Origin of the sequence: Streptomyces sp. NPDC047042 (assembly GCF_040644035.1) — a bacterium.
Lineage (GTDB): Bacteria > Actinomycetota > Actinomycetes > Streptomycetales > Streptomycetaceae > Streptomyces.
In genome coordinates, this window is record NZ_JBEYVP010000048.1 from 50,405 (window position 1) to 63,035 (window position 12,631).

General features: G+C 72.0%; 14 protein-coding genes. 4 read left to right on the forward strand and 10 right to left on the reverse strand.

Going from position 1 to position 12,631, the window contains the following annotated elements:
- Positions 1–74 precede the first annotated feature (74 nt).
- Positions 75–638, reverse strand: coding sequence for a TetR/AcrR family transcriptional regulator (locus tag ABZ855_RS40415; RefSeq protein WP_360816265.1), 564 nt, complete (start codon positions 636–638; stop codon positions 75–77).
- Positions 635–997 carry a DUF1304 domain-containing protein gene (locus ABZ855_RS40420; protein WP_360816267.1) on the reverse strand — a complete coding sequence of 121 codons (363 nt, stop codon included), beginning with the start codon at positions 995–997 and terminating at the stop codon, positions 635–637. The genes ABZ855_RS40415 and ABZ855_RS40420 overlap by 4 nt, the downstream gene beginning before the upstream one ends.
- 139 nt (positions 998–1,136) lie before the next feature.
- On the opposite strand from ABZ855_RS40420, the gene ABZ855_RS40425 reads away from it, so the two are divergent.
- The 3 genes from ABZ855_RS40425 to ABZ855_RS40435 all read left to right on the forward strand — a co-directional run bounded on the left by ABZ855_RS40425 (position 1,137) and on the right by ABZ855_RS40435 (position 3,241).
- Positions 1,137–1,628 (forward strand): GNAT family N-acetyltransferase, encoded by a 492-nt coding sequence (locus tag ABZ855_RS40425; protein ID WP_360816270.1) that lies wholly within the window; start codon positions 1,137–1,139, stop codon positions 1,626–1,628.
- A 210-nt stretch (positions 1,629–1,838) separates the two neighbouring features.
- Positions 1,839–2,231 carry a VOC family protein gene (locus ABZ855_RS40430; protein ID WP_360816273.1) on the forward strand — a complete coding sequence of 131 codons (393 nt, stop codon included), beginning with the start codon at positions 1,839–1,841 and terminating at the stop codon, positions 2,229–2,231.
- Positions 2,228–3,241: a cation diffusion facilitator family transporter gene (locus ABZ855_RS40435; protein WP_360816276.1), complete on the forward strand. Its 1,014-nt coding sequence runs from the start codon at positions 2,228–2,230 to the stop codon at positions 3,239–3,241. The genes ABZ855_RS40430 and ABZ855_RS40435 overlap by 4 nt, the downstream gene beginning before the upstream one ends.
- Before the next feature lie 68 nt (positions 3,242–3,309).
- Here ABZ855_RS40435 and ABZ855_RS40440 read toward each other — a convergent pair whose 3' ends face one another.
- Positions 3,310–3,759, reverse strand: coding sequence for a nitroreductase family deazaflavin-dependent oxidoreductase (locus ABZ855_RS40440; RefSeq protein ID WP_360816279.1), 450 nt, complete (start codon positions 3,757–3,759; stop codon positions 3,310–3,312).
- 91 nt (positions 3,760–3,850) lie between these two features.
- Positions 3,851–4,474, reverse strand: coding sequence for a LysE family transporter (locus tag ABZ855_RS40445; protein WP_360816282.1), 624 nt, complete (start codon positions 4,472–4,474; stop codon positions 3,851–3,853).
- Between the two features lie 157 nt (positions 4,475–4,631).
- On the opposite strand from ABZ855_RS40445, the gene ABZ855_RS40450 reads away from it, so the two are divergent.
- Positions 4,632–5,186, forward strand: coding sequence for a flavoprotein (locus ABZ855_RS40450; protein WP_360816285.1), 555 nt, complete (start codon positions 4,632–4,634; stop codon positions 5,184–5,186).
- A 46-nt stretch (positions 5,187–5,232) separates the two neighbouring features.
- Here ABZ855_RS40450 and ABZ855_RS40455 read toward each other — a convergent pair whose 3' ends face one another.
- The 6 genes from ABZ855_RS40455 to ABZ855_RS40480 form a co-directional block, all read right to left on the reverse strand.
- Positions 5,233–6,024: an MBL fold metallo-hydrolase gene (locus tag ABZ855_RS40455; protein WP_360816288.1), complete on the reverse strand. Its 792-nt coding sequence runs from the start codon at positions 6,022–6,024 to the stop codon at positions 5,233–5,235.
- A gap of 67 nt (positions 6,025–6,091) precedes the next feature.
- Positions 6,092–6,889 carry an alpha/beta hydrolase gene (locus ABZ855_RS40460; RefSeq protein WP_360816291.1) on the reverse strand — a complete coding sequence of 266 codons (798 nt, stop codon included), beginning with the start codon at positions 6,887–6,889 and terminating at the stop codon, positions 6,092–6,094.
- A 9-nt stretch (positions 6,890–6,898) separates the two neighbouring features.
- Entirely contained in the window at positions 6,899–7,741 is an 843-nt protein-coding gene (locus tag ABZ855_RS40465; protein WP_360816329.1) for an alpha/beta hydrolase, read from the reverse strand.
- A 23-nt stretch (positions 7,742–7,764) separates the two neighbouring features.
- Positions 7,765–8,589, reverse strand: a complete 825-nt coding sequence (locus tag ABZ855_RS40470) for an alpha/beta hydrolase (RefSeq protein ID WP_360816294.1) — start codon at positions 8,587–8,589, stop codon at positions 7,765–7,767.
- A gap of 106 nt (positions 8,590–8,695) precedes the next feature.
- Positions 8,696–11,443 (reverse strand): AAA family ATPase, encoded by a 2,748-nt coding sequence (locus ABZ855_RS40475; protein ID WP_360816297.1) that lies wholly within the window; start codon positions 11,441–11,443, stop codon positions 8,696–8,698.
- A gap of 119 nt (positions 11,444–11,562) precedes the next feature.
- On the reverse strand, positions 11,563–12,438 hold the full coding sequence (locus tag ABZ855_RS40480; RefSeq protein WP_360816300.1) for an endo alpha-1,4 polygalactosaminidase: 876 nt from the start codon (positions 12,436–12,438) through the stop codon (positions 11,563–11,565).
- Between the last annotated feature and the right edge of the window lie 193 nt (positions 12,439–12,631).

The following is a 12,631-nucleotide window of genomic DNA, read 5'->3' on the forward strand; positions in this document are numbered from 1 at the left end:
TCTGGGGGCGCAGCCCCCAGGAACGGGATGGGACGGGTAGGGGCGGCGGGGGCGAAAACAAAAACAAAAACCCCTCACCTGCTCCGATGCAGAGCCACCAGCAACTGCCACACCTGATGGGCGATCTCCTCCGAGGTCGCCTCGATCCTCCCGTGCAGCCAGTCCGCCAGGACACCCGCAAACGTCGCCGCAACCGCCGAGGCGACCAACGGAGCATCCCCCGCCCCGGCAAGCTCCCGCTCCGCAAGGCTCCGCGCCCGCAGATCCCGGTGCAGAACCTGCCCCAGCGGCCCCCCGCCACCGGGACTCAGCAGAGTCCGGTACAACGCGGCGTGCGGGGTGAGCTCCGCGAAGAACTCCACGAGCGCGGCCGGCGCGATCATCGGATCGGGCCGGCCGCGCCACGCGTGCAGGGCGTCCACGGCCTCCCGTACGACATCGGCGCAGGCGTCGACGGCCAGCGCCTCCAGGTCGGGGTAGTGGACGTAGAACGTGGCCCGTCCGACCCCCGCCCGGCGGACCAGCGCGGCGACGCCGATCTCCGCCAGCGGGTGTTCGGCGCACTCCGCGAGGAGGGCCGCACGGAGTTTCGCCCGGGTGCGGGCGGCCCGCGGGTCCTCGGGCGCGCCGCGCGTCACCGCGCGACGAGGACGGCGGCGAGGGCGATGGCGCCGGGCAGCGCCTGGGCGACGAGGATGCGCCGGTTCGCGGTAGCGGCACCGTAGACGCCCGCCACGATCACACAGGCAAGGAAGAAGACCTGCACCCGGAACCCGGTCGGGTCGCCCGCGATCAGCCCCCAGACCAGGCCGGCCGCGAGAAACCCGTTGTAGAGCCCCTGGTTGGCGGCCATCGCGGCGGTCGCGCGGGCCATCTCCGGGTCGAAGCCGTGGAACTTGCGCCCCTGCGCGCGCTGCCACAGGAACATCTCCATCACGAGGATGTACAGATGCAGCGCGGCCACCAGGCCGACCAGCACGTTCGCGACCGTCTCCATGCTCAGCAACTCCCACGTCGGGCTTCGAAAAACTACTTCTTGGACAGCTGTCCATGATGGACAGGCGTCCAGCATACATGGACGGCTGTCCATCAACTTCCACCCCCCGTTGTCAGACCCTGCCGATAGCGTCCGCGACATGACCGACCACACGGCTCAGCCCCCGACGATCACCGTCCGCCCCGCCCGCACCGACGACCTGCCGGGACTCGTCGCCTCCAGTACCGGCCTCTTCGCCGAGGACGCCGGCACCCGTGATCCGAGCGTCGACGCGGACTGGCCGCGCGAGCACGCCGCCGAGTCGTTCGCGTCGGCACTGGCGGACCCGGCGCGCCTGGTGCTGGCGGTCGAGTGCGCGGGTGCGGTGGTAGGGCATCTGACGGGTTCGCTCACCGAGCCGACGGCCATGCGACCGGTGCGGGCCGCCACCCTGCTCAGCGTCTACGTCCGTCCCGAGCAACGGAGTTCGGGCGCCGGGGCGCGTCTGGTGGAGGCCTTCGTCCGGTGGGCGGCCGAGCGGGGTGCCGCGCACGCCGAGGTGAGCGCGTACGCGGCCAATTCGGCCGCGATACGTTTCTACGAACGCGCCGGCTTCACACCGCAGACGGTGACACTCCGCCGGGGGCTGTAACCAGAGCCGATGCAGAGACCACGGCCGGCAAGGGCCCGGAGTACGGATCGCGGTCCAGGATCGTCAGGTCGGGCGGCCCGCGAGGCGGAGCCCGGCGGCCACTGACCTCTTCCTGACAGCGGCGCCGGTGTGATTCCGGCGGGCGGGGTACCCGCAATCGGGAGGGCTGCGGCGACGAGGACCGCCCCTGGATTCCCGTACGGAGGAAGCATGACCTTGGTGACAGCAGGCGTCGTGGTGCTGGACTGTGCCGAACCCGAGAAGCTCGCCGCCTTCTACAAGGAACTGCTGGCGGCCGAGGAGACCCACGCGACCGCCAACCGCATCGAGATCAGGGGCGCCGACGGAACCCGGATGGCCTTCCGCCGTGACGTGAACGCCACCCCGCCGAGCTGGCCACGCCCCGAGAACTCCCTCCAGGTCCACCTCGACTTCCGGGTGGAGGACCTCGACGAGGTGGAACGCCAGGTGATCGGGCTCGGCGGGCGCCCGCTGGACACCAAGGACGCCGGCGGGCCGTACGAGGAGCGGGGATACGCCGACCCGGCCGGCCACTCCTTCACCCTCCTGCGGGTCGTACCGACGGCCCCCAAGCAGCATTGACGGCCGACCAGGCCGGCGACAGCAGGCGGGCGGGCGGTACGTCGTCGTCGGACCGGCGGACACGGGTGACCGTGCTGGTGGCGCTGGGCGCCAATCTGCTGATCGCCGTCGCCAAGGCGGTGGGCGGACTCGTCACCGGGTCGCCCGCACTGCTGTCCGAGGCCGCGCACTCCGTGGCCGACAGCCTCAACGAGGTCTTCCTGCTCGCCGCCCTGCGCCGCAGCCGCCGCCCCGCCGACCGGCGGCATCCCTTCGGCTACGGCAAGGAACGGTTCTTCTGGTCGCTGCTCGCGGCCGTCGGCATCTTCGTCATGGGCGGCTGCTTCTCGTTCTTCCAGGGCGTCGAGGCGTTCAGGAGCGACGCCCAGGAGTCCTTCGGCGGCTATGTGGCGGGCCTCGTCGTGCTCGGGGTCGCGCTGCTCGCGGAGGGCGCCTCGCTGCTCCGGGCCGTGCACCAGGCACGCGGGGAGATGGCCGGGAAGGGCACGGCGGGCGGCAGGAGCGCCTTGCGCGATCCCGCCCTGCGTACGGTGATCGCCGAGGACGGCACCGCCGTGCTCGGTGTGACCCTCGCCCTCGCGGGCATGGCCCTGCACATGGTCACCGGGCAGGTCGTGTGGGAGGCGTCCGCGTCCCTCGCGATCGGGGTGCTGCTCGTCTGTGTCGCCGTCTGGCTGGGCCGGGACGCGCGCGACCAGCTCATCGGCGAGGCCGCCGACCCGGAGGTGAGCCGCGACGTCCGCGCCCTGCTGGCGGCGCAGCCCGAGATCGACAGCGTGGAGGCGCTGTTCACGATGAAGATGGGGCTCGACTCCACCCTGGTGGCCGCCCGGATCGACCTCGTGCCCGGTCTCGACAGCGAGCGGGTCGAGGAGGTCGCCGTACGCATCAAGCGCTCGGTCGTCCACACCGTCCCCGAGGTCGGTGAGATCTTCCTCGACGTGACCGACGCCGACGCGAAGGAGGCAGCGCGGAGCCCCGCCGCGACGGGGGAGCGCGGCGGGGCCTGAGGCTCGGGTGCCCGGAGGAGAGGAGTTCATTCCTCCGGGCACCCGAAATTATTTCCTTCCGGCCCGGATCAGTTCCCGGCGGGCGGTTCCAGGACGAACACGGGTATGTCGCGGTCGGTCTTCTTCTGGTACTCGGCGTACTGGGGGAACGCCTCGACCGCCCGCTCCCACCACACGGACTTCTCGTCGCCGGTCACCTCGCGGGCGACCATGTCCTGGCGCACGGGTCCGTCCTGGATGTCCACGCGCGGATCGGCGACGACGTTGTAGTACCAGACAGGGTGCTTGGGAGCGCCGCCCATCGAGGCGACCACCGCGTACAGCCCGTCGTGCTCGACCCGCATCAGCGGGGTCCGGCGGATCTTGCCGCTGCGGGCGCCCCGCGTGGTGAGCAGGATCACCGGCAGGCCGGTGTCGAGCAGGGTCGTGCCCTCGGTACCACCCGAGCGTTCGTACAACTCGACCTGCTCACGCACCCATTGGGTCGGACTGGCTTCGTACTCGCCCTCAAGAGGCATGAGTTCGTCCCATCGTCTTGTCGCGTGTGACCGTTACTACGAGGGTGCAACACCGGGGCGGAGCGGATTCATCCGGGGTCGGTCACATCGCTCACAGCACCATCCGCACCGCCAGCGCCATGATCACCGCGCTGGACACGAGCGCGGTCACCAGCCGCCCGCGCCGGCCCGTCAGTGCCCGGCCGAGCAGTGCGCCGCCGGAGGCGATCAGCAGTTGCCAGCTGGCCGAGGCGAGAAAGGCCGCGAGGACGAACACCCCTTGCTCCCAAGGGGATACGGCGTCCGAGGCCCGGCTGCCCAGGACCAGCGCGGCGAAGTAGATCACCGTGGTGGGGTTGAGCAGGGTGATGCCGACCAGCATGAGGAACGCCCGCAGCGGGGACGGTGGCATGGCGTCGGCGCGGGTGGCGAGCGCACCGGCGCGGTACTGCCGCAGGGCGCCGGCCCCGCCCCGGACCGCGAGGACCGCCAGCACCAGGGCGGAGGCCCAGCGCAACGGCACCAGCACCGGCTGCAGGGCCCCGGCCAGGGCGGTGCCGCCGAGCGTCGCCAGCAGGGCGTAGAGACCGTCGGCGGTGGCGATACCGAGCGCCGCGCAGACACCGGTCCGCAGGGACGTACGTGCGGTGAGGGAGACGAGATAGGTCGTGACGGCTCCGACGGGAACGGCGATGCCGTACCCCGCGAGAAGCCCCGCGACGAGCGCGGCCGTCATGACCGGGGAAGTACGGGCCTCCAGGGACGGCCGGGCTGCTGCTGGACCCGCACCGGACGAGCGGCGGCGGGGGACAGCGACAGGAAGGCTTCGATCGTGGGCATGGCGTGATCCTGGAGGAGGGATCGCCCGCCCGCAACTCATTTAGGGTTTCCGGATGACCGAGACGACCGCACAGACCCCCGAGGCCCCGCCCCCCAAGCCCTTCCTCTACGTCGTCGTCTGCGCCGCCGGGATCGCCTGCGACGTCAGCAAGCTGATCACCGCCGCGCAGGAACGGGACTGGGAGGTCGGGGTCATCGCGACGCCGCTCGCTATGGGATTCTTCGACCAGGCGGCCGTCGAGACACAGACCGGACGCCCGATCCGCTCCGCGTGGCGCAGACCCGGTGATCCGCGCCCCTTCCCCGCGCCCGACGCCGTGCTCGTCGCGCCCGCCACCTTCAACACCCTCAACAAGTGGGCGGCCGGCATCGCCGACACCCTCGCCCTGGGGACGCTCTGCGAGGTGTACGGCCTCGGGGTGCCGATCGCCGTACTGCCGTGCGTGGGCGACGCGTTGGCCGCCCATCCCGCCTACCGGGCCAGTCTGGAACGGCTGCGCGGGATGGGGGTGCGATTCGCGGACCCGTACGCCTCGGACGCTCAAGTGGGCGGCGGGCGACCGGAGTTCGGGTGGGAGCGCGGGCTCGAGCTGCTCGCCGCACGGTGATCGGGACACGGTGACGCGTCAGGAGGTGACGCGTCATGGTGATCGGTCACATGGTGAGGTCCAGCGGGGCTCCCATCGGCAGCCAGCGGAACCGCTCCCGGACGTCCTCGGGTGCCTTGGCCAGTTCCGCCTCGATCGCCTGCCGCCCCTCCTGGAAGTGCCGCCAGCCCTCGTAGTGGACGGGCAGCGCGGTCCGGGGTCTCAACTCGCCGCACAGGGACACCGCCTGGGCCGCCGTCATCGAGTAGCGCAGGGGGCCGGTCAGCGGGAAGCGGACACCGCCCAGGTGGAGGAGCGCCGTGCCGACGGTCAGCCGGCGGGCGACCTCCCGTACCCCGCCGTAGAGGACGGTGTCCCCGGAGATCCACAGGGCGCCGTGCCGCTGCCCCTCCCAGCGCAGCGAGAAGCCCGTCACCTCGCCGACGACGGGGCGGGAGAACGGCGGACCGTGCCGGGCGGGGGTGGCCGTGACCTCGATCGTGGGGCGGCCCGCGGCCGTCAGACGGTACGTCGTCCAGGGGGCCAGGCCGTGCGCGTTGCCGCCCACCCTGCGCGCCCCGGACGGTGTCGTCAGGACGACGCCCGCCCCGGGAAGCAGGGCCCGGCCGGCCGGGTCGAGGTTGTCGCCGTGGTGGTCGTGGGTCAGCAACACGGCGTCCAGCGAAGGGAGTTCGGTGGCCGGCAGGGCCGGTCCGGAGGTCTTCACCGAAGAGGTGCCCCAGCCGAAGGAGTAGCGCCGGCCGGGCGGGTCGAACGTCGGATCCGTCAGCAGCCGCCAACCGCCGGCCTCGATCAGCGTGGTCGGGCCGCCGATGTGGGTGACACGGGCCTCGGTCATCAGGGTTCCCTCCGGGTTCGGGATGCCCGGAGCGGCCGGCGCACGGCCGCCCCGGGCTCTTGGCGGTCTACCGCGCGTGCTGGACCGCCCACTCCAGCACGTCGTCCGCGATCGCCTCCCAGCCGGGGGCGGCGGGCAGCAGGTGCGGCCGGCCCGCGTACTCCCTGATCTCCGTGACCGTCTTCGACTTGTAGTGCTTCGCGTTGGACTGCTGCACCTTCGGCGGCATCAGATGGTCCAGTTCACCCGCCACGAACAGCAGCGGCGCCCGCTCGTCGTTGTGATAGTCCACGTACGTGCTCTGATGGCCGGGGCGCAGCGTCGCCAGGGCGCTGTCGAAGAAGATGCTGCCGGACGCCGGGACCGCGTACCGCTCGTACAGTCGCCGGGACTCCTCCTCGGCGAACGTGTTGGTGAACGCGTAGTGCCACTGCTCGAAGTTCAGGCCGACCGCCCGGTGCCGGTTGGCCGGGTTCTTCAAAACCGGGAAGGCCGCCTTGATCTGGGACAGCGGCAGCACCGCCACCCCCTCCGTCGGCGCGGAGTTGATCGCCACGCCGACCGCGCCCAGGCCCCGGTCGAGCAGCAGTTGTACGAAGACACCGCCCGCGGAGTGGCCGATGAGGATCGGCGGCTTGTCCAGCGAGCGGATGACGCCCTCCAGCTTCTCGACGATCTGCGGGACGGTGACCTGCTCGACGGGTGAGGGGTCCGCGTTCAGCGCCTCTACCTCCACCTCGAAGCCGGGGTACGCGGGTGCGAGGACGCGGTAGCCGCGCTTCTCGTAGTGGTCGATCCACTGCTCCCAGCTGCGGGGCGTTACCCAGAAGCCGTGGATCAGGACGACGGTGTCGGGAGTGCTCATCGGTGCTCCTCAGCGGGTGGCGCGGTGGGCGGCCTGGATCTGGCGGACGACACTGTCGGTACGGGACATCATCACGACGTGCGAGGCGCCCTTGACCTCGACGACCTTGCTGCCCGCCCGCTCGGCCATGAAGCGCTGCACCGCGGGCGGGATGACGCGGTCGGCGGTCGGGATGACGTACCAGGACGGCAGGGTCTTCCACGCCGGTACGCCGCTGGCGTTGCCCAATCCTTCGAGGCTGCCCGGGCGTTGGGCCGCGGCCATGACCCGGGTGGTGTTCCTCGGCAGGTCCTGGGCGAAGACGTCGTGGAACTTGGCCGGGTCGATGTAGCCGTCGTGGCCGTCGGGGGCTCCCGGTTGCGGATACGTCCTGACCAGGAGCGATTCCGGCAGCCTGCTGCCGGTGAACTTCTCGGCCAGGCCCAACGCCGTCTCGCCCTGGTCGGGCGCGAACGCGGCGACGTACACCAGCGCCTTGACGTTGGCGTTGCCCCGGGCGGCGTTGGTGACGACCTCGCCGCCGTAGGAGTGCCCGACCAGGATCACCGGGCCGGGAATCGTCTTGAGGACACTGGAGACGTACGCGGAGTCGCCCGCGAGGTCGCGCAGGGGGTTGGCCGGGGCGATCACCGGATAGCCCAGGTCCTGGAGCGCCTTGATCGTGGAGTTCCAGCCGGACGAGTCGGCGAACACGCCGTGGACGAGCACGACCGTCGGCTTGCTCGCGGTTTTCTGCGAGGAGAAGGCCTCGGGGGAGGCCGCGGGGGAGGAGGAGTGTGCGACGGCGCCGGTCAGACCGACGACCAGGGCACAGCTCGCGAGGACCGTGCCCAGGGTGCGGTGGAGTCGCATGCTCACGAAGTCCCTTCGGGGGATCAGGAGTTGAGGAAGTCGAGGAGATCCGCGCTCAGTTGGTCCTTGTGCGTGTCCGTGATGCCGTGCGGCGCACCCGGATAGACCTTTAGCGTCGCCGTCTTGATGCGGGACGCCGACGCCTTGCCGCCGACGTCGATCGGTACGACCTGGTCGTCGTCGCCGTGCACGACCAGCGTGGGTACGTCGATGGCGTCCAGGTCGGCGCGGAAGTCGGTAGCGGAGAAGGCCGCGATGCTCTCGTAGGCGTTCCGGTGCCCGGCCTGCAGGCTCTGGCGCCAGAACGCGTCCCGGATGCCCTGCGAGACGTTCTGGCCGGGCCGGTTGTGGCCGAAGAAGGGCCCGTCGGCCAGATCCCGGTACAGCTGTGAGCGGTCGGCGAGCGACCCGGCCCGGATCGCGTCGAACACCTCGCCCGGCACCCCGCCCGGGTTGTCGTCCGTCTTCAGCATGAACGGCGGTACGGCGGACACGAGCGCGAGCTGGGCGACGCGCCCGGTGCCGTGCCGGCCCACATAGCGGGCGACCTCGCCGCCGCCGGTGGAGAAGCCGACGAGGGTGACGTCACGCAGGTCGAGGGTGTCGATGAGGGTGGCCAGGTCGTCGGCGTAGGTGTTCATCTCGTTGCCGTGCCAGGTCTGCGAGGAACGGCCGTGGCCGCGCCGGTCGTGCGCGAGGACGCGGTAGCCGTGGGTGGCGAGGAACAGCTGCTGTGCCTCCCAGCTGTCCGAGTTCAGCGGCCAGCCGTGGCTCAGGACGACCGGGCGGCCCTGCCCCCAGTCCTTGTAGAAGATCTCCGCGCCGTCCGGTGCGGTGACGTATGGCATGGGTGTGCTCCCGTCTGCGGGACTTTTCCGACCTCCTGAGCATCCGTGGTGTGCGGTGGGCCCCGTACCCCGTGCGGCGCGTAGTCGTTACCGCGCGCGGGGTCGCTCAGAGCCCGGGGGCCTGGGCGAGCTGTCGCCGGGAGGTCACGTCGAGTTTCCGGAAGATCTTCCGCAGGTGGTAGTCGACCGTGCTCGCGCTGATGAACAGCTGGGCGGCGATCTCGGCGTTGGTCGCGCCGCCCTTCGCGAGACGGGCGACGGTGAGTTCCTGCGGGGTGAGCGCGTTCGCCGTACCGGCGGGTCCGCGCCGGGGGTGTTCCCCGGTGGCGGCCAGCTCCTGGGCGGCGCGTGCGGCGAAGCCCTTGGCGCCCATCGCGTCGAACAGGTCCACCGCCGTACGCAGCTGCTCCCGGGCGTCCCGGCGTCGCCTGCGGCGGCGCAGCCACTCGCCGTACAGGAGGTGGGCGACCGCCAGATCGGACCGGGCGCGGGTGTCCGACAGCACGCTGATCGCCTCGGCGAACAGCGGTTCGGCCTCGTCCGCCGGAGAGAGCAGGGCCCGTGAGCGGGCCAGCAGACCGAGCGCCCAGGGCGTGTCGGCGGCCGTCGCCCTGGAGGTGAGCGTGTCCAGTGCGGTCTGAGCGAGGACGCGGTCGCCGCAGCGTACGGCCGCCTCGACGAGGTGGGGGAGGAGACGGGAGTGGATGCCGTACTCGTCGTGCTCGACCAGCGCCCGGGAGTGGTCGCGTGCCGTCGCGTAGTCGCCGCGGCTCAGGGCCAGCACGGTCATCCCGATCCGGGCGATGGACTCGACGGCGCCGTTGCCGAGCCAGATCCCGGCCTCCATCGAACCGTGCAGGACGGCGTCGAGATTCTCCGACTCGCCGTGCCAGGCGCGGAGTTCGGGATGCCGGTAGATCGCCCACACGTCGTCGGTCGCGCCGATCGCCGCGCGGATCTGGTTCCCCTCCGCGTGCAGGGCGTCGGCGGCAGCCAGTTCGCCCAGGTTCGTCTCGGACATCACCGTGCAGTACAGGGCGGTGTCCAGCTGGGTGAGCGCGCCGGTGGCCCGGGCGACCTCCGCTGCCCGTCGCATCACAGCGGTCTGGGTCCGTTCGTCCCACCGGATCATCGACATGGTGATGGCCGGGAGAAAGGCCCGCAGTACGTGTTCCTGGGACGTGTGGGGATCCAGCACCATCGCGCAGGCCCGCCGCAGATGAGGGATGGCACTCTCGTAGCCGTCAAGGGCCAGTACGGCGAACGCGCGCAGCACGAGATCGACGCCGGTGACCTGTCCGGAACGCGGGACGAGCGTCTCGATGGCCCGGGCTATCTCGGCCGGTGAGGTGTCCCGGATGCGGTGCTCGGCGGTGATGACGCCGAGGATGGCCTGCAGGAACGCCTGCCGGGCCAGATCCGGCGCCCCGTCGGTCAGCAGCAGAGCGGCGCGCAGACACAGTGCGGGCGCCCGCGAGAACGAGTCCGCGTCGCCGAGCGCCAGTACCGCGTACGCCCGGACCAGCAGCATCCGGCCCCGGCCCACCGCGTCGAGCCGCTCGACGTCCACCGCGTCGACCAGCGACTCCGCCTGCAGGGGCGCCCCGGCCCGCAACGCGGCCTCGGCCGCCGCCAGCAGCCGCCCGGCCCGCGTGCTGTCGTCCGATGTCAGCTCGGCGGCCCGGGTGAGGAAGGTGGCTCGGGCCGCGAACCCGCCCCGGGCGCCCGCCCGGTCCGCCGCGTGCTCCACCTCCGTCGCGACCTCGGCGTCAGGTCCCAGCGCGGCGGAGGCGAGATGCCAGGCCCGCCGGTCGCTGTCGAAGGGGCGGTCGGTGGCCTCGGCGAGCGCGAGGTGGACGCGCCGCCGCTCCACGCTGGTGCTACCCCCGTACACCGCGGAACGCACCAGCGGATGCCGGAACACGGCGGCGCTCCGCAGCACGACCAGCCGGGCCGCCTCCGCCGGAGCCGAGGCCTCGGCGCCGATCCCGAGTCGCTCGGCCGCCGCGGTGATGTAGCCGAGGTCGCCGCCCGGTTCGGCGGCGGCGAGCAGCAGCCAGGTCTGAGAGTCCGGCGCCAGCGCGTGCACCCGCTGGAGGTAGTGCGCCTCCAACCGCCCGCCCACGGGCAGCGGTTCGGGCAGCGCGAGGCCGCCCGCGAGCTGCTCGGCGGACATTTCCTGGCCGAGGTCCGCCAGCGCCAGGGGGTTTCCGGCGGTGGCGCTCACGATGCGGGCCGCGACCCGCGTGTCGAGCGGCCCGGCGACCGCCGCCCGCAGCACCTCCAGCGCGAACGGCTCGGCCAGCCCGGTGACTTCGGTGACGGGGAGCCCCGCGGGTACGTCGAAGCCGGTGCGCGCGGCGAACAGCAGTCCGACGCCCTCCGCGTGCAGCCGGCGCCCGACGAACGCCAGCACGCCGAGGGACTCCTCGTCGAGCCACTGGGCGTCGTCCACGAGCGCCAGCACGGGCCGGGCCTTCGCCGCCTCCGCGAGCAGGGTGAGCGTCGCGAGCCCGACCAGGAAGCCGTCGGCGGGCGGCCCCTCGGCCAGCCCGCAGGCCACCCGCAACGCCTCGCGCTGGACGGCGGACAGCGGCCCGGGCTCCTTGAGCCCCTCCAGGAACGGTACGAGCAGCCGGTGCAGCGCCGCGAACGGGAAGCCCGCCTCCGCCTCGACACCCGCGATCCGCAGCACCCGCAACCCGGCGGCCTCGGTGGCCGCGTGGTCGAGCAGCACGGTCTTCCCGATGCCCGCGTCGCCGCGCAACAGCGCGACCCGGCTCAGCCCCGAGCGCAGGTCGTTGACGAGGTGGTCGAGTAACTCACGTTCCACCGTGCGCCCTTGGAGGATCAAGCCAACACCCTTCAGCGGGACCCCAGTTGGGCCCGAGAGCGAACGTGTGGAGGTTCCGTGAAGCCCTCTGATTCAAGCAGGGGCGACACCCCGGCAGGGGCCGATCTCCCAGTTCCGCCTCAGCGCGTCCTGCGGATGTACCCGGCGCTGCCCGGTGTCGACACGTCGACATCCCTGCGGACGATGCTCAGCCGGTCGCCGAAGCCCGCGAGGGCCTTGCGCAGCCCGCTGTCGGTGTACTCGATCACGACCACCCGGTCGTCGAACGCCGCCGCGTACTCCCCGCACTCGTCGAACTCGCCGCACTCCTCCGCGACCGCGAAGTCCAGTCCGGTCTTCTTCCGCAGCCCGGCCAGGTCCACGGTGTTCTTCTGGCCGATGGCCAGCCCCCGCGCGTGCGCGTGCCGGGAGAGAAGGGTGATGAAGGCGGTGGCGTCGTCGGCGGTGAGGAGGTCGTCGGAGCGGGTGTAGCTGTCGTAGTTGTCCGGCTCGACCGCGTCGAAACCCTTGTCCGCGCAGCCGTCGATCCACTCGTTCACCCGCGCCGCGATCCGCTTCCGTTTCGCCGCCGTGCCGATGTCGAGCAGGGCCTCGTCCCAGTCCTCGTCGATGACGGTCTCGCCGTTCGCGTCCCGCAGCAGCAGATCGGCGGGCCACGACTTCTCGTCGCCGGGCTGCGCCTGGAAGGCGTTGACGTAGCAGATGTTGTAGAGGCCGGGCGCGGGAGACGCCGTACGGTCGCGGCTGACGATGCGCACGCCGGCCGGGGGCGGATAGGCGCCGCCGATCTGGTAGTCGAAACCGGCGTGCAGCGGCGGCAGTCGGACCTCGGCCGAGGCGGGAGGCGTGGGCGTCGACCCGGGTTCGGCCGCTTCCCCCGGCTCCGGCGACGAGCCGCCGCACGCGGTCAGTCCCCATCCGGCCGCGCAGACGGCCGCCAGCACGAGCGCCGCCGTCCGGAAGCCTCCGACGCGGTGTGCACCCTCGGCGGGCATGTCCGCTCCATCGATCGCGGGTACGGCCACCACCGACTGTGCGTACCTCTGCGCACCGGGCACGCGGCCCGACACGGTCAGGATCAAAGCGCCCTGAACGCGCGCAGTCAAATGCGCACCGCCACCCGGAAGCCGACGGCGGTGCCGGCCACTTGACAGAAGCCCGCACCCCGCCCTCCCGGCAATGACCAGG

What these genes read in the sequence shown, in the direction of transcription:
- ABZ855_RS40420 (WP_360816267.1), bottom strand. Translation starts at nt 997, where the DNA reads ATGGAGACGGTCGCGAACGTGCTGGTCGGCCTGGTGGCCGCGCTGCAT.
- ABZ855_RS40465 (WP_360816329.1), bottom strand. Translation starts at nt 7,741, where the DNA reads ATGCGACTCCACCGCACCCTGGGCACGGTCCTCGCGAGCTGTGCCCTG.
- ABZ855_RS40425 (WP_360816270.1), top strand. Translation starts at nt 1,137, where the DNA reads ATGACCGACCACACGGCTCAGCCCCCGACGATCACCGTCCGCCCCGCC.
- ABZ855_RS40480 (WP_360816300.1), bottom strand. Translation starts at nt 12,438, where the DNA reads ATGCCCGCCGAGGGTGCACACCGCGTCGGAGGCTTCCGGACGGCGGCG.
- ABZ855_RS40450 (WP_360816285.1), top strand. Translation starts at nt 4,632, where the DNA reads ATGACCGAGACGACCGCACAGACCCCCGAGGCCCCGCCCCCCAAGCCC.
- ABZ855_RS40460 (WP_360816291.1), bottom strand. Translation starts at nt 6,889, where the DNA reads ATGAGCACTCCCGACACCGTCGTCCTGATCCACGGCTTCTGGGTAACG.
- ABZ855_RS40470 (WP_360816294.1), bottom strand. Translation starts at nt 8,589, where the DNA reads ATGCCATACGTCACCGCACCGGACGGCGCGGAGATCTTCTACAAGGAC.
- ABZ855_RS40440 (WP_360816279.1), bottom strand. Translation starts at nt 3,759, where the DNA reads ATGCCTCTTGAGGGCGAGTACGAAGCCAGTCCGACCCAATGGGTGCGT.
- ABZ855_RS40430 (WP_360816273.1), top strand. Translation starts at nt 1,839, where the DNA reads ATGACCTTGGTGACAGCAGGCGTCGTGGTGCTGGACTGTGCCGAACCC.
- ABZ855_RS40445 (WP_360816282.1), bottom strand. Translation starts at nt 4,474, where the DNA reads ATGACGGCCGCGCTCGTCGCGGGGCTTCTCGCGGGGTACGGCATCGCC.
- ABZ855_RS40455 (WP_360816288.1), bottom strand. Translation starts at nt 6,024, where the DNA reads ATGACCGAGGCCCGTGTCACCCACATCGGCGGCCCGACCACGCTGATC.